16 protein-coding genes are annotated in these 20,172 nt (G+C 67.9%); 4 read left to right on the top strand and 12 right to left on the bottom strand.

The window, feature by feature from the left end; genetic code table 11:
* Window positions 1–65 precede the first annotated feature (65 nt).
* Genes ACFOMD_RS09520 through ACFOMD_RS09530 form a run of 3 tightly spaced genes read right to left on the bottom strand, consistent with a single transcriptional unit; the run spans window position 66 to window position 3,818 of the window.
* Window positions 66–1,691, bottom strand: coding sequence for a DUF885 family protein (locus ACFOMD_RS09520; protein WP_380860417.1), 1,626 nt, complete (start codon window positions 1,689–1,691; stop codon window positions 66–68).
* Between the two features lie 22 nt (window positions 1,692–1,713).
* Window positions 1,714–2,874 carry an NADH:flavin oxidoreductase/NADH oxidase gene (locus ACFOMD_RS09525; RefSeq protein WP_380860420.1) on the bottom strand — a complete coding sequence of 387 codons (1,161 nt, stop codon included), beginning with the start codon at window positions 2,872–2,874 and terminating at the stop codon, window positions 1,714–1,716.
* On the bottom strand, window positions 2,871–3,818 hold the full coding sequence (locus ACFOMD_RS09530; protein WP_380860422.1) for a dihydrodipicolinate synthase family protein: 948 nt from the start codon (window positions 3,816–3,818) through the stop codon (window positions 2,871–2,873). Before ACFOMD_RS09530 ends, ACFOMD_RS09525 begins: the two co-directional genes overlap by 4 nt.
* A 137-nt stretch (window positions 3,819–3,955) precedes the next feature.
* On the opposite strand from ACFOMD_RS09530, the gene ACFOMD_RS09535 reads away from it, so the two are divergent.
* Window positions 3,956–5,095, top strand: coding sequence for an NAD(P)/FAD-dependent oxidoreductase (locus ACFOMD_RS09535; RefSeq protein ID WP_380860425.1), 1,140 nt, complete (start codon window positions 3,956–3,958; stop codon window positions 5,093–5,095).
* On the opposite strand, the gene ACFOMD_RS09540 is transcribed toward ACFOMD_RS09535, so the two are convergent.
* From ACFOMD_RS09540 to ACFOMD_RS09560, 5 genes are all read right to left on the bottom strand, one after another.
* Complete coding sequence (locus ACFOMD_RS09540; protein ID WP_380860428.1) at window positions 5,089–5,826, bottom strand: amino acid ABC transporter ATP-binding protein; 738 nt, start codon at window positions 5,824–5,826, stop codon at window positions 5,089–5,091. The two genes, ACFOMD_RS09535 and ACFOMD_RS09540, sit on opposite strands and share 7 nt — an antisense overlap.
* Window positions 5,804–6,493: an amino acid ABC transporter permease gene (locus ACFOMD_RS09545; protein WP_380860431.1), complete on the bottom strand. Its 690-nt coding sequence runs from the start codon at window positions 6,491–6,493 to the stop codon at window positions 5,804–5,806. Before ACFOMD_RS09545 ends, ACFOMD_RS09540 begins: the two co-directional genes overlap by 23 nt.
* Window positions 6,493–8,037, bottom strand: a complete 1,545-nt coding sequence (locus ACFOMD_RS09550) for an ABC transporter substrate-binding protein/permease (protein ID WP_380860434.1) — start codon at window positions 8,035–8,037, stop codon at window positions 6,493–6,495. The genes ACFOMD_RS09545 and ACFOMD_RS09550 overlap by 1 nt, the downstream gene beginning before the upstream one ends.
* 95 nt (window positions 8,038–8,132) lie before the next feature.
* Window positions 8,133–9,839, bottom strand: a complete 1,707-nt coding sequence (locus ACFOMD_RS09555) for an FAD-dependent oxidoreductase (RefSeq protein ID WP_380860437.1) — start codon at window positions 9,837–9,839, stop codon at window positions 8,133–8,135.
* A gap of 10 nt (window positions 9,840–9,849) precedes the next feature.
* The gene (locus ACFOMD_RS09560; protein ID WP_380860440.1) at window positions 9,850–10,632 is read right to left on the bottom strand and encodes an SDR family NAD(P)-dependent oxidoreductase; all 783 of its coding nucleotides are present in this window, start codon (window positions 10,630–10,632) and stop codon (window positions 9,850–9,852) included.
* An 89-nt stretch (window positions 10,633–10,721) separates the two neighbouring features.
* Between ACFOMD_RS09560 and ACFOMD_RS09565 the strand changes: the two genes are divergently transcribed.
* Window positions 10,722–11,678, top strand: coding sequence for a 3-hydroxyacyl-CoA dehydrogenase (locus ACFOMD_RS09565; protein WP_380860443.1), 957 nt, complete (start codon window positions 10,722–10,724; stop codon window positions 11,676–11,678).
* Here the strand turns inward: ACFOMD_RS09565 and ACFOMD_RS09570 are convergent.
* Together ACFOMD_RS09570 and ACFOMD_RS09575 are read right to left on the bottom strand one after the other, a co-directional pair.
* Window positions 11,675–12,367, bottom strand: coding sequence for a PEP-CTERM sorting domain-containing protein (locus ACFOMD_RS09570; RefSeq protein WP_380860446.1), 693 nt, complete (start codon window positions 12,365–12,367; stop codon window positions 11,675–11,677). The genes ACFOMD_RS09565 and ACFOMD_RS09570 overlap by 4 nt on opposite strands.
* A gap of 146 nt (window positions 12,368–12,513) precedes the next feature.
* Entirely contained in the window at window positions 12,514–13,911 is a 1,398-nt protein-coding gene (locus ACFOMD_RS09575) for a methyl-accepting chemotaxis protein (protein WP_380860449.1), read from the bottom strand.
* Between the two features lie 84 nt (window positions 13,912–13,995).
* Between ACFOMD_RS09575 and ACFOMD_RS09580 the strand changes: the two genes are divergently transcribed.
* Entirely contained in the window at window positions 13,996–15,195 is a 1,200-nt protein-coding gene (locus ACFOMD_RS09580; RefSeq protein ID WP_380860452.1) for a cysteine desulfurase-like protein, read from the top strand.
* Between the two features lie 2 nt (window positions 15,196–15,197).
* A complete protein-coding gene (locus ACFOMD_RS09585) occupies window positions 15,198–16,421 on the top strand; it encodes a serine hydrolase domain-containing protein (protein ID WP_380860455.1) in 1,224 nt (407 codons plus the stop codon).
* Window positions 16,422–16,572: 151 nt separating this feature from the next.
* Here the strand turns inward: ACFOMD_RS09585 and ACFOMD_RS09590 are convergent, their stop codons facing one another.
* Window positions 16,573–17,520 carry a DUF808 domain-containing protein gene (locus ACFOMD_RS09590; RefSeq protein ID WP_380860458.1) on the bottom strand — a complete coding sequence of 316 codons (948 nt, stop codon included), beginning with the start codon at window positions 17,518–17,520 and terminating at the stop codon, window positions 16,573–16,575.
* A gap of 32 nt (window positions 17,521–17,552) precedes the next feature.
* Window positions 17,553–20,138 (bottom strand): aminopeptidase N, encoded by a 2,586-nt coding sequence (pepN, locus tag ACFOMD_RS09595; RefSeq protein ID WP_380860461.1) that lies wholly within the window; start codon window positions 20,136–20,138, stop codon window positions 17,553–17,555.
* Between the last annotated feature and the right edge of the window lie 34 nt (window positions 20,139–20,172).

The raw sequence follows: 20,172 nt of genomic DNA on the forward strand, positions 1-20,172 counted from the left end.
CGCCGCCATATGCTTCGTCACGACGGGCGGCGCAGGGGCGAAAAGTCCGCGCCGCCCGACGTGCGTCAGCGCATGGTTTTCACCTGGTCGTCCTTGCCCGTCATCTCCCAGCGGATCAGGGAGATCGGGATGACGCCATAGGAATGGAAGCGATCGTGGAAGCGCTTGAGGTCGAAGTTCCGGCCTTCCTTCTGCGCGACGTCGGCCATCAGCGCTTCGAACTGCACCTTGCCGATATGATAGCCGATGCCGTAGCCCGGCTGGCGCAGGTAGAGCTCGAGGTCGAAGCGGCCGATCGCGTCGTCGGGGCCCATCCAATAGGGCGTGCGGCTGGTCAGCGACTTCAGCGCCTCGTCATAGGTCCATTCGTTCGAATGGAGCTTCAGTTCGGGCAGCACGCGCGCGGCGCGCTTCGCCTGCAGGATATAGTTGATCTCGCGGCCCTTGGGGCTGTCGTCCATCACCCCGATCTGCTGGATCATCTCCTCGAGATAGAAGGCCCAGCCCTCGACGCGCGTGCCGCTGATGAAGAACAGACGGTCGGCGCCGCGGATCGGTCGCTGGTCGCGGTCGCGCATGATGCTGTCGAACAGATGGCCCGGCAGGTTGTGCGCGCGCAGCGGCATCGGATCGCGGTCCTCGGTCTGTCGGAAGAAGTGGCGCTGCACGGGCGGATCGAAGGCGCCCGGCTTCTTCGGATCGCGGTCGCCGGGCAGGATGTACGGCCCCTCGCCCACCACCGGCTGCAGCCAGTCGGGCACCGTCATGATGTCGTTCTTCTTGAAGAAGTCGAGCAGCTTCAGGTCGGCGACGTTGCGGCGGCGCTCGAACTCGGCGAGCGTCTCCGCCGGCTCGATCATCGCGGTGCCGCGGTGCTTGTGCTCCTCCAGCTTCAGGAAGACCATCGAGCGCTCATATTCGCGCTCGCCGATCACCCGCATCTCTTCCCAGTTATAGGGGAAAAGCAGGACGTGCTTCAGATACCAGTCGTAATCCTCGCGCCCGATGCCGCCATGCGCCGGCGCGGTTGGCGCGACCTGAACGAGCCAGTCGCGAAAAAGCACGGTGGCGTCGCGCGCGGTGGCGGCGCGGCGCGACACGTCGGGGTTGCTCCTGGCGGTATCGGCGGCGAGCCGGTCGTAGACGTTGATCTCGATATTCTTCTGCGTGATGCCCAGCCGCGCCAGGTCGCCGCGCACCTCGGTGAGGTTGGTGCGCGCCTGCGCGTAGATGCCCGGCACCGCCGCCAGATTGTCGGCGAGTTCCTTCGCCTTCTTGCGGTCGAGCGGCAGCTTCGGGATCGAGAAGGCGCCGTCGATCTTCGGGCCGAAGCCGAGGTTGGTCGGGCTGTAGAAGGCCGGGTCGCGCTTCCACTGGCGATGGACGCGATGCTGGAAGTCGAGCCCGCGCATCTCGGCGAGGACGATCATGTAGTCGACCCGGTCCTCGACCGGCCACTGGTTGTCGTCGATCGCGGCCAGCTTCGCCATCAGCGGCTTCAGCGCGGCAAGCTGCGCCGCCATCGCCGCGTCGGTATAGTCGGGGACGCCCTTCACGCGCTTCGGCGGCACGATGGCGCGGAAGTCCTTGAACACCGCCTCCAGCGCGGGCTGCGCGGCGAGCGCCGGGTTGGTCGCCAGCAGGATCGCGCCCACCGCCGCGGTCTGAACCAGCCTGACCAGTCGCTTCATGTTCGCCCCCCGTAGGTCGTCGTCAGTCGCGCCGCGGCTCCACCGGCCGGCGGCGCAGGAAGAAGGAATAGGCATCGGGCAGGACGCTGTTCGCGTCGGGATGCTCGAGCGTGATCGCCGCGCGGTACGGGAAGCTCGGCTCGGCGAGCAACTGCCGCCCCATCGCGACGAGATCGGCGTGGCCGTCGGCGATCACCGCATTGGCCTGCACGGGCTCGAAGATCAGCCCGACCGCCATCACCGGCATCGCTGCCTCGCGGCGGATCTGATCGGCGAAGGGCACGAGATAGCCCGGCCCCGGCTTGACCGTGGAGCCGCCCGACGCACCGGCGATGCCGCCCGACGAACAGTCGATGATGTCGACGCCCGCATCGCGCAACGCCGCGGCCAGCGCGACATTGTCCTCGATGCCCAGGCCCCCTTCGATGCCGTCGACCGCCGACAGGCGGTAGAACAAGGGCATGTTCGCCGGGATCGCCGCGCGCAGCCGGCGCGCGATGTCGAGCGGCAGCCGCATGCGGTTTTCGGCCGAACCGCCCCAGCGGTCGTCGCGGTGGTTGCTGATCGGCGAGAAGAAGCTGTTGAGCAGATAGCCGTGCGCGCCGTGAATCTCGACGAAGTCGAAACCGGCGGCGACGGCGCGGATCGCGGCGCGCTCGAAATCGTCGATGATGGCGAGGATCTCGGGCTCGGTCAGTGCGTGCGGCGTCGGCCAGCCGTCGATCAGCGGCACCGCGCTCGGCGCGACAATGCGCCAGGCACGCGGATCGTCGGCGGCGAAAGGTGCTGCACCGGCGAGCGGCACATCGGCGCTCGCCTTGCGGCCGGCGTGGTTGAGCTGAATGCCCACCGGAATATTCTGGTCGCGGTAGATGGCGACGATGCGCGCCAGCCCCTCGACATGCGCCGGATCATAGATGCCGAGGCAGCCGGGGGTGATGCGGCCTTCCGCCGACACGCCGGTGGATTCGACGAGCGCGCCGCCGACCCCGCTCAGCGCGAAGCGGCCGTGGTGCGCGCGGTGCCAGCGAATGGCGTGGCCATCGACCGCCGCATACTGGCACATCGGCGTGACGACGATGCGGTTGCGAAAAGTGACGCCCTTCAAAGTGAAGGGCGTGAACAGCGGCGGCAGACCCGCCCCGTCCGCTGGCGAGCCGCCGGCCGGGCCGGCGGCGGTCACGCCGCCTTGTCCCGCGCCTCGATCTCGCCGACCAGCGCGTTGATCCGGTTCACATAGCCGACGAGCACGTCGAGCCGGGCCTTGTCCGACGCGTTGAGGTCCGCGAAGCGGGTGATCGGCGGGCGAACGTCGCCGACCGGGTAGCCGGCGGCGGCGGCGAGCGCCTTTGAATAGCATTGGTGGCCGTAGGTCGGGTGGCCCTCGGCGATGACATGGTCCATCTCCATCACCAGCCGCTGGATGGCGGCGGCGTCGGGGATGCGGCCCTGCTCGAGATATTCCCACATGCGCGTCGTCGCGTAGGGCAGGTAGTTGCCGTACGGATTGACGTAGCCGACCGCGCCGAGAAGGAAGCTCTCCACCGGACGCTCGCCGGCGAACACGTTCATCACGCCGTTGGTCGCCTCGATCACGTCATAGACGCGCGCGACGTCCATGCTGGCTTCCTTGATGTAGCGGATATTCTCGAAAGCGGCGGTCAGCTTGGCGACCAGCGACGCCTTCATGTCGACGTTCGACGTGACCGGGTTGTTGTAGATCATGATCGGCAACTTCACCGCGTCGGTAATGGCGCGGTAATAGCCGAAAATCTCGTCCTCGGTCGGCGTGTAATAATAAGGCGGGATGATCATCAGGCCGTCGGCGCCGATGTCCTGCGCGCTCTTGCTGAAGGCGACGGCCTTCGGCGTATAGGCGTCCATGGTGCCGACCAGAACCTTCATGCGGCCGGCGGTATGCTCGACCGTGGTGCGCACAACGGTCTGGCGCTCCTCTTCGTCGAGCGTCAGGAATTCACCGGTGGTGCCGAGGACGATGATGCCGGGAACGCGGCATTCGACCTGCCAGTCGATATAGCGCTTGAGGGAGTCGACGCAGATACCGGAACCATCAGCGGTGAACGGCGTGACGGCGACGGTATAGCTTCCGCGGAATGGCTCTGACATGCGTGACTTCCAAAGGCGCCCGATGCACCGGGCAAGGTGGACAAATGGAGTGTAAAGCGAAACGCTAAAATGCTACGCTTTGCGAACAAGTGTCAGCATAGCGCCCACTTTCGGATTGGCAATATGGGAAGCGCCTCTTGAGCACTCGGTTTGACGTGATTGTGATCGGCGGCGGCATCGCGGGTTGCGCGACGGCGCATTATCTGGCGCGCGACGGGGTGTCGGTCGCGCTGCTGGAGGCGGGCGAACTGAACGCCTTCGCCTCGGGTGCGAACGCCGGCAGCCTGCACGCGCAAATCCCGCATGATCCGTTCGTGCACAAGGGTGAGAATTGGGCGCGCGCCTTCACGCCCGCCGTCCAGCTTTTCAAGGCGTCGCTCGACATTTGGACGGGGTTGGAAGCCGAGCTCGGCGCCGACCTGGAGATCGGGGTAGGCGGCGGGCTGCTGGTCGGTGCGAACGATGTGGAAATGCGCCAGATCGAGGCCAAGGCGCGCATCGAACGCGACGCCGGGCTGGAGATCGAAATGCTCGATCGCGCGGCCATCCGCGAGCGCGCGCCCTACCTGTCCACGAACGCGATCGGCGGCGCCTTCTGCCCCAGCGAAGGCAAGGCGAACCCGCTGGTGGTCGCCCCCGCCTTCGCCGCCGCGGCCCGTGCGCATGGCGCACATATTGTCAGCAACGCGGGCGAGGCGCGTGTCGCGCGAACCGGCGACGGCTATGAGGCTGCGGCCGCCGGGCAGCTTTTCGCCGCACCGCGACTGGTGATCGCCGCCGGCATCGAGACCGGAAAGCTCGTCGAATCGCTCGGCGGCTCGATCGAGATCCAGGGCTTCCCGATCCAGGCGAACGTCACCGAGCCGGCCGAGAAATTCCTGCCGCACCTCGTCTATTGCGCGGGCGAGAAGCTGACGATGAAGCAGACGCGCATCGGCACCGTGCTGATCGGCGGCGGCTGGCCCGCCAAGCTCGACGCGCGCGGTCGCCCGGTCGCCGACCCGGCGTCGCTCGCCGCCAATCTCGCGGTGGCGAAATCGGTGGTGCCGGCGGTGGGCGCGCTGCAGATCGTGCGCACCTGGGCGGCGATCGTGAACGGCACCGAGGACTGGCTGCCGATCCTCGGCGAGCTGCCCGGCGCGCCCGGCGCCTTCATCAACTATGTGCCGTGGATGGGCTTTACCGGCGGGCCAGCCGCCGCGCTCGCCATCGCGAAAATGGTGCAGGGCCAGCGCCCGGATATGGGCTTCGACCTCGCGGCCTTCGCGCCTCAATGACGGAGGATCTTGCCGACGAAATCCTGCGTGCGCTTCTCGCGCGGTGAGCCGAAGATCACCTCGGGCGTGTCGCATTCGACGACCTTGCCGCCGTCCATCATCGCCACCCGCGTCGACACCTCGCGCACGAACGACATCTCGTGCGAGACGATGATCATGGTGATGCCTTCGTGGGTGAGCGAGCGGATGGTGTCGAGCACCTCCCCCACCCGCTCCGGATCGAGCGCCGAGGTCACTTCGTCGAGCAGCAGGATTTCCGGGTTGAGCGCCAGCGCGCGCGCGATGGCGACGCGCTGCTGCTGGCCGCCCGACAGGTCGTCGGGATAGGCGTCGCGCTTGTCGGCCATGCCGACCTTTTCGAGCAGCGCCATCGCGCGCGCCTCGACCTCGGCGCGCGGTTCCTTGCGGATCTTGATGGGCGTGACGGTGACGTTGCCGAGCACGGTCATGTTCTGGAAGAGGTTGTACTGCTGAAACACGATCGAGGTGCGGTCGCGCAGCTTCGCGACATCGGCGCGCTTGCCGTAATCGACCTTGTCGCCGCCGACGAACACCTCGCCGCCGCGCGGTTCGGTGAGGCCGATGAGGACGCGCAGCAAGGTGCTCTTGCCCGAGCCCGACGGCCCGATGAGGCTCACCACCTCGCCCCGATCGACCGACAGCGTCACGTCGTTGAGGATCATCTGCGCGCCGTAGCCGGCGGCGAGGTTATGGATTTCGAGGTGATGCAAGGCGCTTCTCCAGGCAAGCCGCGAACCGGCTCAGCGGATAGGACAGGGCAAAGTAAAGAGCGAGGATCGCGCCGAAGCCGAGCACCGGCGAGAAGCCGCGGTTGACGAGGATCTTGCCCGAGAAGGTCAGCTCGACGACGCCGAGATGCGAGGCGAGCGAGGTGTCCTTGACGAACATCACCACGAAGGCGGCGGCCGGCGGCAGGATCACCCGCATCGACTGCGGGATGAGCACATGGCGCAAGGTCTGCCACGGCGAGAAGCCCAGCGCCTCGGCGCCCTCGGTCTGCTGGCGCGGCACCGAATCCAGCCCGGCGCGGATGATCTCCGACAGGAAGGCGGTGGCGACCAGGGTTACCGCGATCGTCGCGATGCCGAGCAGCGGCATGTCAGGCAGCAGCGGCTGGACGGCGAACAGCACCATGACCAGCAGCACGAGGAACGGGATGCGCCGGAAGGTCTCGACATAGAGCGTCGCGAGCAGTTTCAGCGGCAGTAGCTCGCGACGGCGCGTGCGGCGGAGCACCGCAAGGCCGAGGCCGACGATGAAGCCGATGGTGCAGCCGACCGCGGTCATCGCGATGGTGCGGCCGAGCGCGGCCAGCAGGAACATCCCGTTGTCGGCGGTGAAGAAAGTCGGCGCTTCGGTGAGGACGCGTTCGAGCATCAGAAAACCCTCGCCCGGACGCGGAAGACATAGCGGCCGACCAATGCCAGGGAGGCGCTCGCCGCGATGGTCAGCACCACATAGATGCCGCCGACGATCGCGAAGGTTTCGATCGTCCGCAGGTTCGCCGTGCTGATGTTGATGGCGCGCCCGGTCAGCTCCTCGACGCCGAACAGCGCCGCCATCGAGCTGCCGAGCACCAGCCAGACGAAGAAGTTGGAGAGCGGCCCGAAGATGGTGCGCGCGATATGCGGCAGCATGACGTGAACGAGAATATGCCGCGGCTTCATGCCGAGCGTCACCGCCGCCTCCATCTCCGACTTGCGCACCGACGCGAGGCCGCCACGGATGATCTCGGTCAGATAGGCGCCGGCGTTCAAGGACAGGCCGATCAGCACCGCGGTCATCGACGCGAGTTTGATGCCGGCGTCGGGCAGCGCGTAGTAGAGTAGGAAGATCTGCACCAGCGCCGGGGTGTTGGTGAACAGCGTGACATAGGCGTCGATGACGCGGCGCACCGCGTTGCCGCCATACTGCTTGCCGACCGCGCCGAACAGCCCGATCACTGCGCCCGACCAGAAGCTGATGAAGGCGATCTGCAGCGAGATCAGCGCGCCGCCGAGCAGGTACGGGAGCTGCGCCAAGGTCTCGCCGAAGGAGAAGCTGTAGGCGGCGGGCACGGCGCTGGCATCGGCCACGGCGACCGGGCTCGCCACCAGCATCTCGGCCGGCACCGGCACCGTCATCGAGGCGTCGTACCATTTGCGCCAGAGCGCATCGACGACGCCGCTTTCGTGCATGTCGAGCAGCTGCGCGTTGAGAAAGGTCTGCAGGCTGCCGTTGCCCTTGGCGATGCCGACCGCGCAATAGGCGACGAAGATCGGATCGGCGAGGACGCGCCACTGAACGTCCGGGTAATTCTTGGTGAAACCGACGAAGAAGTCGACATTCTCGACCAGCGCGTCGGCGCGGCCCTGCGCAATGGCGCGGATCGTGTCGGCGTTGCCGTCGACGAGCAGCCGCTGCGGCTTCGGCAGCTTTTCGCGCAGCACCTCGACCGACTGATTGCCGCGCATGTTGACGAGCGTGATGTCCGCCTTGTCGAGGTCTTCCCAGCGTGACGCCGGCACCTTCGCGGTGGTGATGACGCCCATTGCCTCCGAGTGCAGCGGCACCGAATAGTCGATCAGCTTGGCGCGCTCGGGCGTGACGGTCAGCGCGCCGAGCGACAGGTCGATGCGGCCCGAGACGAGAAAGGGCACGCGCTGCGCCGCTTCGGTCGGTACCAGCTGCAGCCGCACGCCGAGGCGCTTGGCGAATTCGCGCGCCACGTCGACATCGAAGCCGACGAGCTGGTTGCCGGCGCCATAGACGCTCATCGGCGGGAAGTTCGGATTGACGCCGGCGCGCAGCACGCCTTCGCGGCGGATTTCCTCCACCGTGCGCGCGTCAGCCGCGCCCGGCAGCACCCAGGCGGCCAGTGCGATCAGCGCGAAGATGGCGTGCAGCCATCCGCTTGCGCGATGTCGAAATGCCCCTGTCACCCGGTCCTGCCTCCCGCCGCCATCGTGTCGGCGGCCGGCGTTCGCGTCAATGCAAAAAGTTCACATTGCGCACGTTTGTTCATCATGCGGCGAAACTACGCCGGGTCGTCCCCCGCCAACAGGCGCGCGTCGATCGGCTTGAACGGGGTGCGCGGCGCGAACCAGGCATCGGCTTCGATTGGCTTGCCGGTGCGGCCGGCGATGCGCGCAGCGACCACGGGACCACAATAGCGGCCCTGACAGCGACCCATGCCGATCCGGCACGCCTTCTTGACCGAGGAGAGCGTACCGAGACCATCGTCGAGCAGGCTGTCGACGGTGGCACGGTCGACACTTTCGCAGCGGCACAGCAGCGTGTCGGGCGCTGTCAGATCCTGTGTCAGTTCGACCGGCCGATAGACCCGCCACAGCGCCGCCTGGAAGCTGCGGTGCCGCGCCAGCAGGCGTTTCACCGCGCCGGTATCGGCGGGCGTCTTGCCGAGATCGCGGGCTGCGGCGGTACCGGCCAGCGTACCGAGCGCCAGCGCGACCCTCGCGCCGCCGAGGCCGCCGGCGTCGCCGACGATGAAGACTTCGGGCACACTCGACCGTGCCTCGTCGTCACGTTGCGCGACGAGGCCGGCGGGTGTGACGTCGTAGGCGCACCCCAACGCGCGGCCGATCTCGCTTTGCGGCAGGAAGCCATAGCCGAGGCAGACGGCGTCGATGTCGAACCAGCGTTCCGAACCGGCGACGATCCTGCCGTCGTCACCGACCCGCGCGATGGCGGCGCGCTGCGCCTTCCCCTCGCCTTCGACGCGGGTGAGGACATGGCGGTAGCGGATGGAAACGCCGGCGAGCGCCAGCGCCGCGACATGGCCGACGCCATCGACCACCAGCCCCGGTGCGTTGACCGCCATGCGTGCGAGATCGAGCGCATCGCCCGGCCCCGGCATTGCCGCTTGCTCGGCAACCGCCACAACGGCCACCCCGGCGCGCGTCAGCTCGCGGGCGACCTGCAGGTTAAGCGGCCCGTTGCCGGCGATCAGCACGCGCTGGCCCGGCGAGGTCTGGTAGGCGCGGAGCAATGTCTGCGCCGCGCCGGTGGTCATCACGCCGGGCAAAGTCCAGCCGGGCACCGGGTGCGCGCGCTCATAGGCGCCGGGGGACAGGATCACGCGCTTGGCACGAATGCGCAGCCGGCGGCCGTCAGCGACCACCGCGACATCGTCGGGGCCGAACGCGCCCCAGACGGTCGCGCCGGGAAGCAGCTTCGCGCCGGCGGCCTTGGCGGATTCGATCAGTTCGCGCCCTTCGACGAACTGCGCATCGAGCGCATCGCCGAGGCGCATCCCTTCGCCCGGTTGCTTGAAATATTGGCCGCCGGCCTTCACGCGTTCGTCGACCAGTAGCACGTCGAGCCCCGCCGACGCAGCGGCGCGCGCGGCAGCGAGGCCGCCGGGTCCGGCGCCGATCACCAGCACGTCAGGGGTCAACTCATCGGCTGGCGCGGATGGCGCTTCGGCGGCGAGATCCACCGGTGCGCGCGGCGGCATCGTCGCGACCTTCAAGCCCGGTTGCGCGGGCTCAAGGCAGCTCCGCCGCTGCACGCCATCGACGATCACCGAACATTCGCCGCAGACACCCATGCCGCAGAACAGGCCGCGGCGGCTGCCGTCGCGCGCTTCGCGCATCGAAAACACGCCCGCCGAGGTCAGCGCCGCAGCCAGCGATTCGCCCGGCCACGCCTCGACGGCTTGACCGTCGAAGCTGAAGCTGAACGGCTCGCCCGCTCGCTCGACGCCGGGGGTGGTGACGCGCATGCGCCCTATCTTAACGGATGTAGCTGGCGCCGTTGACGTCGAGCGTCGCGCCGGAGAGCTGCGGCACCTGGCCGGTGGCGAGGAAGGCGACCAGCTTGGCCAGCTCTTCCGGCGTCACCCACTCGCCCGAGGCGAGGTTGGCGGAGATTTTCTCCTCGCCGCCCTGCGTCGCGGCAAACTGCTCCGAGAGGCGGGTGCGCACCACGCCGGGGGCGATGATGTAGGCGAGGATGCCGTCCTTGGCATAGGCGCGGGCGATGCTCTGCGTCGCCGCGCGCACCGCCGATTTGGACGCGCCATAGGCAATCGTCGCCGGGTTGGTGACGCCGCGCTGCGCCGCCCAGCTCGAGATGGTGATGATCGCGCCGCCGCCGCGCGGCAGGAAGTGATTGACCGCGCGGCGCATCAGCCGGGCGGGCGCCAGCACATTGACCTGCATCGCCTCGTTCCAGATGCGGTCCCAGACCTCCAGCGGCTCGTCGAAGCCGCCGTCGAAGCGCATCACCGCGGCGTTGTTGACGAACACGTCGATGCCGCCGGCGAAGCTTTCCGCCTCGTCCCACAGCCGCTCGACGGCGGTAAGGTCGTTAAGGTCGGCCTGCACGAGGTGGCAACGGTCCTTGGGGATCGCGGCGGTCGCGGCGACGGCGCCGTCGCGATCACTGCCATAATGCGCGATGACCGTGGCGCCGGCGGCCCCGAGCGCGGGGGCGATGCACGCGCCGATGCCCTTCGACGTACCGGTGACGAGGATGCGGCGACCCTCCAGCGAAACCCCCGAAACCTGCCCCACCGTCGATCATCTCCTTGCGAACTTTTGCACGCTCTGCGAACATCATGTCGCATAGCGACCGCGATCCCGCAAGCTTTCGAGAGGACCAGATGGAGCAGACTTCCGACGCCGCACGCAACCCGACAATCGCGGTGCTGGGCGCCGGCGCCATCGGCCGCGCCTTTGCCGTGCTGTTCGCGGGGCGCGGCTTCCCGGTGAAGCTGTTCGAGCCCGACGAAGGCGCGCGGGCGGCAGCGGCGAAGGGCATCGCGGCGACGCTCGACGACCTCGACGGCTATGGCCTGTTCGACGCCGAGCCGGCGGCGGTGCAGGCGCTGATCGCGATTACCGGCGATCTGGCCGAAGCGGTCGGCGACGCCGCCTATGTGCAGGAATGCGCGCCAGAGCGGCAGGAGCTAAAGCGGGCGCTGTTCGAGCAGCTCGATGCACTGGCGCCGGCCGACGCGATCCTCGCCAGTTCGTCGTCCGCGATGCCGGCGTCGCGCTTTGCCGACGGGCTGGCCGCCTCGCCGCGCTGCCTCGTCGCGCATCCGGGCAACCCGCCCTTCCTGCTGCGGGTGATCGAACTCGTCCCCGCCCCCTTCACCGCGCCCGAGACGGTCGAGCGGGCGCACGCGCTGCTGGAGGCGGCGGGCATGCAGCCGGTGCTGGTGCGCAAGGAAGTCGAAGGCTTCGTGTTCAACCGGCTGCAGGGCGCGGTGCTGCGCGAGGCCTATTGCCTGGTGCGCGACGGCGTCGCCTCGGTCGAGGATATCGACCGGGTGATGCGCGACGGGCTCGGCCTGCGCTGGTCGGTGATCGGGCCGTTCGAGACGGTCGATCTCAACACCGCCGGCGGCATCGCTGCGCATGCGCAAAAATTGGGCCCCGCCTACGCCCGGATGGGTGCGGAACGGGGCCAGGACGATCCGTGGACCGAGGCTCTGGTGGGCGAGGTCACCGCCCAGCGCCGGGCGGCCCTGCCGCTCGACGGGCGCGACGCGCGCATCGCCTGGCGCGACCGGCAGCTGATGCGGTTGCTGCGGTTGCGCCGGGACGAGGCTTAGGCTTTGCGGCGACGCCGGCCGGTGGCGACGCCGATCAGGCCGAGACCGAGCAGGCCGATCGCGCCGGGCTCCGGCACGGCCATCGAGTCATCGGTGATCAGCAGATTGTCGATACGGCCGCCGGGATAGTCGAAGGGGGTTTGGCCGATCACGCTGTAGTGAATATAGATGCGGATCGCCTGGCCCATGTACTGGCTGATGTCGAACTGCATCGCGTTGTAGGCGCCCTGACTGTAAATCTCGGCGCCGATGTTGGCATAGTCGGGGTAGGTCGACGCCTTCACGAAGTGACCGCCGCCGGTGAAGATGCCGATATCGAAGCGGTCGTAGTAGCTGTCGCCGCGGCCGAAGTTGGCAACGTCGAAGCTCAACATCATCGCGCCGAAGCTCGGCAGAACGACTTCTGGCGAATAGAGCGTACCGGTGTAGTCGTTGGCATAGGTGCCGTTCGGCGTGTTGCCCGGCGTCTCGTCGCGCGTGAAGCCGAGCGTGTAGCTGCCCGACGCCGGGGCGTTCTGCGTCACATGGAAGAGGCTGGAGCCGCCGCCGAGGCCGCCCGGCAGGTCGTCGCCAAGCGTGGCGCCGTCGAAGATGCCGTCTTCGAAGTCTTCGCTATAGAGAACCGCCGCGCTGGCGGGAGTGGCCGACAGCGCGAGGGCCGCCAGGCAAAGGGCAAGAGTCGTCCGCATCGTGATCTCACAAGTTACACGGTGGATTGGACCCCACCGGGCAAAAGCAAGCGTTGTGCCAACGAAACGAAATGCGGGAATCGCAGAAGCTTAGGATTTCCGCGGGTTTCAGCGCCTATGCGATGTGTAAAATCCGCCGACGCCGATCAATCAACATAGGCCAGCTCGCAATTGCCCCAGCGCCGACCACGGAAGCTCAGCGGCACGAACAGGCTCTTCACCGCGCGGTAGCGGCCGCCGCCCAAGGGCTGGCGATAGGTGTAGAGGCGGAAGTCAGCCTCGCTATCGAGCGCGGCGCGGGTTGGCGGGTCCATAAAGATGCGGCGGTTGCGGCAATGCTCGGCGTTCCACACCGGGTCGGGCCCCTGCGGTTGCGAGCGCGCGCTGACGTGCGTCGGCAGATAGCCATTCATGTCGACGATGGCGCAGCCGACGACGCGCTCGTCGCGCGCCCATTTGTCGAGCAGCGGCCGGATCATCTTGTCGGCGAAGGGCACGAAACCGGTCATGAACTGTTCGGGGTTGGAGCCCGCGACCGGGCGGTAGACGCTGTCGAATACATCGGCCATCGAGACTTCGTTGCGGGCGATGCCGTCCTCGACCGTTGCCTGGATCTCGCGCATCGCCGCCAGCGCATCGTCGATGAACGGCGTGTCGGCGGTGGCGACGCCGCAATGGGCGACGAGGTCGAGCATCGAGTTGGACATCGCCTCGAGCTGGTCGAGCCGCTGCCCCGAGCGCGACAGCTCGGCGGTGTTTTCGCGCGCCACCACCGCGAAGGCGGCGAGGCCGTTCTGAACCTCCTGCACGCTGGTGCGGATGGTCTGCGAGCGGGCGGCGATGTCGTTGGTGCGACCGTCGAGCTGGTCGACGAAGCTGACGGTGTGGTGGAGCGCGCTGCGCAGCTCGGCGGCCTGCGTGCGGGCTTCTTTGCCGCGCGCGACGCCGCCCTCGATTTCCCGGCCGATGCCGGCCGCCTCGGCACCCAGTTGCTCGACGGTGCGGCCGATCTCGGCGGTGGCGCGCTGCGTGTCGGCGGCGAGCTTCTTCACCTCGCTGGCGACCACCGCAAAACCACGCCCGGCGTCGCCGGCACGTGCCGCCTCGATGGTGGCGTTGAGCGCGAGCAGGTTGGTCTGCCGCGCGATCTTGTCGATGCCCGCCGACACGCCGCGCACCTGTTCGAGCGCGCTCGACAGGTTGAGCATGCGGTCGCCGAGATGAAGGACGAGATCGGTGAGGCCGCTGAACACGTCGATGGTCGCGCCGATCGCCTGCGCCGAGCGTTCGAGCTGGTCGCGGGTGTCCTGCGCGTAGCGATGCGCCTCGTCGGTGGCGTCGGTGACGCTGGCCTGATCGGCAAGCAGCGTCGTCGATACCTGTTCGAGCGCGCGCAGCAGCTCCAGCTGCTCCTCGATGCGCGCGCCGACGGCGTTGACGTAGCCGGCGACATCGCTGCATTCGATGGCGAAGCTGCCGCATTCGGCGGCTACCGTTCCGACCGCCGATTCGAGTGACGGCGCCAGCGCGAGTTCGGGCTTCATTCGTGACCCCTGAATGACAATCTGGCGACAATGCGCGACGGATGGTTAACAAGCGGTTCGCACCGCATGAGGGGGCCGAGGGCGATGTTCGATGTGGAAAAGGTGCGTGGCGAGTTCCCGGCGCTGCATGTCGATGACGGCGGCTACCCGCGCCTCTACCTCGACGCGCCCGGCGGCACGCAGGTCTGCCGCCGCGCCATCGCCCGCATGGTCGAGCATATGGAAAGCGGCACCGCCAACGCTGGCGGCGCCTTCGCCACCGCGATCGCCACCGACCGGCTGACGCGCGAGGCACATGCCGCCGTTGCGACCTTCCTGGGCGGCCAGCTGGGCGAGGTGGCGTTCGGGCCGAACATGACCTCGCTGACGCTCGCGCTGTCCCGCGCGCTGTCGGCGCGCTGGCGCGAGGGGGATGAGATCGTGCTGACCCGGCTCGACCACGACGCGAACGTCGCGCCGTGGCTGCTGGTCGCGAAGGACCGCGGGCTGACCGTGCGCTGGATCGACCTCGATCCCGACAGCGGCCGGCTGCGGCTCGACACGCTCGGCGAGGTGCTGAGCGAGCGGACAAGGCTGGTGGCGGTCGGCCATGCGTCGAATGCGCTAGGCACGATCAACGACGTGGCCGCCATCGCCGCGGCGGCGAAGGACGCCAACCCGCAAGCGCTCGTCTATGTCGATGCCGTCCAGTCGGTGCCGCACATGGCGGTCGACGTGACGACGCTCGGCTGCGACCTGCTCGTCGCCTCGCCCTACAAATTCTTCGGGCCGCACCAGGGCGTGATGTGGGGGCGCGAGGCGCTGCTCGAGGAGCTGACCGCCTACAAGCTGCGCCCCTCCCCCGCCTCGCCGCCGGCGGTGAAGTGGGAGACGGGCACGCCGTCGTTCGAGGGACAGGCGGGCACGCTCGGCGCGATCGAGCATATCGAGGCGTTTGGCGGCATCGGCACGCTCGCCGCCTACGAGACGCGGCTGGGCCAGCGGCTGCTCGACGGGCTGCTGTCGGTGCCCGGGCTGTGGCTGTGGGGGCCGCAGACGATGCAGGAGCGCGTGCCGACCTTCGCCTTCACCCTGAACGGCATCGACCCGCGGGTGATCGCGCAGAAGCTCGCCGCGGAGAATATCTTCATCTGGTCGGGCAGCTTCTACGCCGTCGAGGTGATCGAGCGGTTGGGCCTCTCCAATTCAGGCGGTCTCGCCCGCGTCGGCGTCTGCCATTACAATACGATCGAAGAAGTGGATCGCGCGGTCGCCGCGATCGAGCGTATCGCGAAGGAAGGCTGAAAATGCTGACGCGCACCCGATCGACCGGCCTTGATGCCAAGCGCCTCGCCAAGATCGACGATTTCCTCGCGAAGAAATATGTCGACGCGGGCCGCCTGCCCGGCACCCTGACGATGGTGGCGCGGCGCGGCGAGATCGCGCATGTCGGCCTGCGCGGTCATGCCGATATCGAGCGCGGGCTGAAGATCAGCGAAGACACCATCTTCCGCATCTATTCGATGACCAAGCCGATCACCTCGATCGCGCTGATGATGCTGGTCGAGGAAGGGCTGATCGCCCTCGACGATCCGGTCCACCGCTACATCCCCGAATGGCGCAACCTCGGCGTGTTCGCGGGCGGGACGCATCGCATCGGCTTCCAGACTAAGAAGCCCGAGCGGCCGATGCAGGTCGTCGACCTCCTGCGCCACACCGCCGGCCTCACCTACGGCTTCCAGCTGCGCACCAATGTCGATGCCGCCTATCGCGCCGCGAAGATCGGCGAGATCGAGAAGGACGGCGATCTCGACGGCTTCATCGCGGCCCTCGCCAGCCTGCCGCTCGAATTCTCGCCGGGCGAGAAGTGGAATTATTCGGTGGCGACCGACGTGCTCGGTTATCTCGTCCAGAAGGTGAGCGGCGAGCGGTTCGAGGAGTTCCTGCAGCGGCGCATCTTCGATCCGCTGGGCATGGTCGACACCGGCTTCCACGTCCGCGAGGGTCAGGCGCACCGCTTTGCGAGCTGTTACCAGCCGACCAAGGCGGGCGGCATCGAGGTGCAGGACGATGCGGCGACCTCAACCTTCCTGAAGCCGCCGAGCTTCATGTCGGGCGGCGGCGGGCTGGTGTCGACGGCGGGCGACTATATGAAGTTCGCGCAGGCGCTGGCGAACGGCGGCACCGCGGGCGGCCACCGGCTGGTCAGCCGCAAGACGCTCGAACTGATGACCGCCAATCACCTGCCCGGTGGCGTCGACCTGCCGGCGCTGTCGGTGTCGCTGTTCTCCGAAGCCAGCTATTCGGGCGTCGGCTTCGGGCTTGGCTTCGCGACGACGATGGATGCGGCGAAGACGCTGATCCCCGGCTCGGCGGGCGACTATTCCTGGGGCGGGGCGGCGAGCACCTTCTTCTGGATCGACCCGGCCGAGGAGCTGGTGGCAATCTTCATGACGCAGCTGATCCCGTCGAGCACCTATCCGGTGCGGCGGGAACTGCGGACGATGGTGTACGCCGCGCTCGACGACTGATCAGTCCACACCCCTAACCGTCATACCGGCGAAAGCCGGTATCCAGCCAGCCGTGCGAGCACTCACCCTTCGACTTGCTCAGGGTAAGCGGATGGGACGGTGTGTGCTCTGAAACTGGATACCGGCTTTCGCCGGTATGACGGGCGGTGGGTTAGTGGGCGGCGGCCTTGCGCGGGATCAGGTGCAGGACGGCGACGATGATGCCGCCCACCACCAGCCCGAACACGCCGGCGAACGCCGCGCCCACCGCCCATTCGACGAAGCCGTGCGCCACGGGTGAGCCCTCGCCCGCCGCGACGGCGGTGTGATGCACCCAGCCCGGCAGGCCGGTGAGGTGATATTCCTCCATGCCGTGCAGCACGATGCCGCCGCCGACCCAGATCATCGCGGCGGTGCCGACCGCGCCAAGACCGGCGAGGATGGCCGGCATCGCCTTGACCAGCCCACGCCCGAAGGCGGCGAGCGCGGCTGAGCTGCGCCGGGCGAGTGCCATGCCCATGTCGTCGGCCTTCACGATCACCGCGACGACGCCATAGACGAGGATGGTGATGCCGATGCCGACGACGGCGAGCACCGTCGCGCGGGTGACGAAGCTGGCGTCGGCGACGGTCGCCAGGGTGATCGCCATGATCTCGGCGGAGAGGATCAGGTCGGTGCGGATGGCGCCGGCGACCTTCTCCGCCTCCAGCTTGTGCGGATCGGCGATCACTTCGCCGACGCTGCTGCCGTCGCCCTCGGGATGCGGCACCAGCTTCTCGTAAAGCTTCTCGGCGCCCTCGAAGCAGAGATAGGCGCCGCCCGCCATCAGCAGCGGGGTGATCGCCCAGGGCGCGAGCAGGCTCAGCGCCAGCGCCGCCGGCAGCAGGAACAGCAGCTTGTTCTTCAGCGACCCGACCGCGATCTTCCAGACGATCGGCAGCTCGCGCTCGGCGGCAAAGCCAACGACGTAGGACGGCGCGACGGCGGTATCGTCGATGACGACGCCCGCCGCCTTGCCGCCCGCCTTCGCCGCCTGCCCCGCGGCATCGTCGAGCGAGGCCGCCGCGATCTTGGCGATGCCCGCCACATCGTCGAGCAGCGCGATCAGTCCTGTGGCCACGGCGTTCCCCTCATGCCGCAAGAGATTGATGGTCAGGCAAGGCCCTTCGAGACGACCTCGTACACGTCCTTCGACAAACCGGGCGTGGCCAGAATCCGTTCCAGCTCGGCGCGCATCAGCGCCGCGCGGTCGGCGCCGAAGCGGCGCCAGCGGGTGAGTGGCTGTACCATGCGCGCGGCCGACTGCGAATTGAGCCCGTCGACCGCCAGCACCTCGTTGGCGAGGAAGGCATAGCCGCCGCCGTCCGCCGCGTGGAAGCGCGGCTGGTTGGCGCCGAACGAGCCGATCAGCGCGCGGAAGCGGTTGGGGTTGGTGCGCGAGAAATCGGCGTGGCGGCTGAGCGCGATGACCTGGTCGAGCGCGTCGGGATGCGTCGACAGCGCCTGCGTCGCGAACCATTTGTCGAGGACGAGCGGGTCATTCTTGTAGCGCGCGTGGAACGCGGCCAGCGCTGCCTCGCGCTCGCCGACTTCAAGGCTGGTGAGCAGGCCGAGCGCGGCCAGCCGGTCGGTCATGTTGTCAGCGTCGCCGAACTGCTCGAAGGTCGTCGACACCGCCTTCGGGTCGGCGTCGGCGACGAGATAGCCAAGCGCGACATTCTTCAGACGGCGGCGGCCCTTCGCCTCGGGGTTCAATTCGTAGCGGTTGTCGCGGTTGGCGCGATAGGCGCTCCACCAGCGGTCGTTGAGCTGGCTGCCGAGGGTGCGGCGCGTCGCCTCGCGTACCCCATGAATGGCGTCGGGATCGACGGTCGGCATCTGGTCGCCGATGAAGGCTTCGCTCGGCAGCAGCACCGCCTCGCCGATGAACGCCGGGTCGAGGCCGCTGTCGAGCGTGGCGGCGACGGCATCGACGAGTGCCGGGTCGGCCACCTCGTCACCCCGGCGGATGGCGTCAGTGAGCGTAAGCAGCGCCAGCCGCTGCAGCGCCTCGTAGCGGGCGAAGGGGTCGTCGTCGTGCGCCGACAGATGCGCCAGCTCCTCGCGGGTCTGCGGCGCGTCGATGGCGATGGGGGCGGAGAAGCCGCGGTTGATCGACAGCACCGGCGGCTCGGCGACATCGTCGAGGCGGATGGTGGCGCTGGAATCCTTCAACTCGATGAGGCGCGGGTCGCCCAGTCGCGCGCCGCTGTCGCGGCCGAACAGCGCGACGTCGAGCGGGATGTGGAACGGCGCCTTGCTGTCCTGACCCGGCGTCGGCGGGGTCGATTGCGCGAGGTCGATTTCGAGCGACTTCGACGCCGCATCGTAGCGGCTGCTGACGGCGACGCGCGGCGTGCCGGCCTGCGCGTACCAGCGGCGGAATTGCGTCAGGTCGAGGCCGTTGGCGTCCTCATGCGCCTTCACCCAATCCTCGATGGTCACCGCCTGCCCGTCGTGCCGGTCGAAATAGAGGTCGCAGCCCGCGCGGTAGCGATCGGCCCCCAGCAGGGTCGCCAGCATGCGGATGACCTCGGCGCCCTTGTTGTAGATGGTCGCCGTGTAGAAGTTGGAAATCTCCATGTAGCTTTCAGGACGAACCGGGTGCGCCAGCGGCCCCGAATCCTCCTGGAACTGCACGGCGCGAAGCATGCGCACATCCTCGATACGCTTGACCGCGCGCGAGCCATGGTCGGCGGAAAATTCCTGGTCGCGATAGACGGTCAGGCCCTCCTTCAACGAGAGCTGGAACCAGTCGCGGCAGGTGATGCGATTGCCCGTCCAGTTGTGGAAATATTCATGCGCGACGACGGCGGCGACATTGTCGAAATCGAGGTCGGTCGCGGTATCGGCGTCGGCCAGGATGTATTTCGAATTGAAGATGTTGAGGCCCTTGTTCTCCATCGCGCCGAAATTGAAGTCGGAGACGGCGACGATGTTGAACAGGTCGAGATCATATTCGCGGCCATAGACCTGCTCGTCCCAGCGCATCGAGCTTTTGAGCGCATCCATCGCGTGGCGGCAGCGCGGCACATCGGCCTCGCGCACCCAAATGCCGAGCTCCACCTTGCGGCCGGAGGCGGTGACGAACTCGTCCTTCAGCGCCGACAGGTCGCCGGCGACGAGCGCGAACAAATAGCAGGGCTTGGGGAACGGGTCCTCCCACTCGGCCCAGTGACGACCGTCCTTGCCCTCGCCCGCCGCGACGCGGTTGCCATTCGACAGCAGCACCGGGTAGCGCGCCTTGTCGGCGGTCATCTTCACGGTGAAGCGCGACAGCACGTCGGGGCGGTCGGGGAAGAAGGTGATGCGGCGGAAGCCTTCCGCCTCGCACTGGGTGCAGAGCATGCCTTCCGAGGCGTAAAGGCCCATGAGCTGTGTGTTGGCGATCGGCGAGATTTCGACAACGCTTTCAACGATATGGGAATCGCCGTTGAGCGTGATCGTCAGCTTGTCGTCGGCGTAGCTGTAGTCGCCGTCGCCGAGCGGCTTGCCGTCGACGCTTAGCGAAATTAGCCGCAGCCCTTCGCCATCGAGGACCAGCGGCCCGCCCTCGCCGCGCTCCACCGTCAGCCGTGAGGTAACGCGCGTCGCCTTGTCGTCGAGATCGAAGTCCAGCGCGATTGCCGGGACCGTCCAGGCGGGCGGGCGGTAGTCGGCGAGGCGAGTGACCTGGGGCGTGGACGCGGCGTCGAGCATGAACGATCTCCTTGCCGCCGTAGGTGCGCTGTGG

The sequence above is a fragment of the Sphingoaurantiacus capsulatus genome, assembly GCF_042648405.1.
GTDB classification, from domain to species: Bacteria; Pseudomonadota; Alphaproteobacteria; order Sphingomonadales; family Sphingomonadaceae; genus Sphingoaurantiacus; species Sphingoaurantiacus capsulatus.

Bases quoted from the DNA above. Each gene is read 5' to 3' on its own strand.
- ACFOMD_RS09520 (WP_380860417.1), bottom strand. From the start codon at position 1,691: ATGAAGCGACTGGTCAGGCTGGTTCAGACCGCGGCGGTGGGCGCGATC.
- ACFOMD_RS09530 (WP_380860422.1), bottom strand. From the start codon at position 3,818: ATGTCAGAGCCATTCCGCGGAAGCTATACCGTCGCCGTCACGCCGTTC.
- ACFOMD_RS09545 (WP_380860431.1), bottom strand. From the start codon at position 6,493: ATGCTCGAACGCGTCCTCACCGAAGCGCCGACTTTCTTCACCGCCGAC.
- ACFOMD_RS09555 (WP_380860437.1), bottom strand. From the start codon at position 9,839: ATGCGCGTCACCACCCCCGGCGTCGAGCGAGCGGGCGAGCCGTTCAGC.
- ACFOMD_RS09565 (WP_380860443.1), top strand. From the start codon at position 10,722: ATGGAGCAGACTTCCGACGCCGCACGCAACCCGACAATCGCGGTGCTG.
- ACFOMD_RS09570 (WP_380860446.1), bottom strand. From the start codon at position 12,367: ATGCGGACGACTCTTGCCCTTTGCCTGGCGGCCCTCGCGCTGTCGGCC.
- ACFOMD_RS09575 (WP_380860449.1), bottom strand. From the start codon at position 13,911: ATGAAGCCCGAACTCGCGCTGGCGCCGTCACTCGAATCGGCGGTCGGA.
- ACFOMD_RS09580 (WP_380860452.1), top strand. From the start codon at position 13,996: ATGTTCGATGTGGAAAAGGTGCGTGGCGAGTTCCCGGCGCTGCATGTC.
- ACFOMD_RS09585 (WP_380860455.1), top strand. From the start codon at position 15,198: ATGCTGACGCGCACCCGATCGACCGGCCTTGATGCCAAGCGCCTCGCC.
- pepN (WP_380860461.1), bottom strand. From the start codon at position 20,138: ATGCTCGACGCCGCGTCCACGCCCCAGGTCACTCGCCTCGCCGACTAC.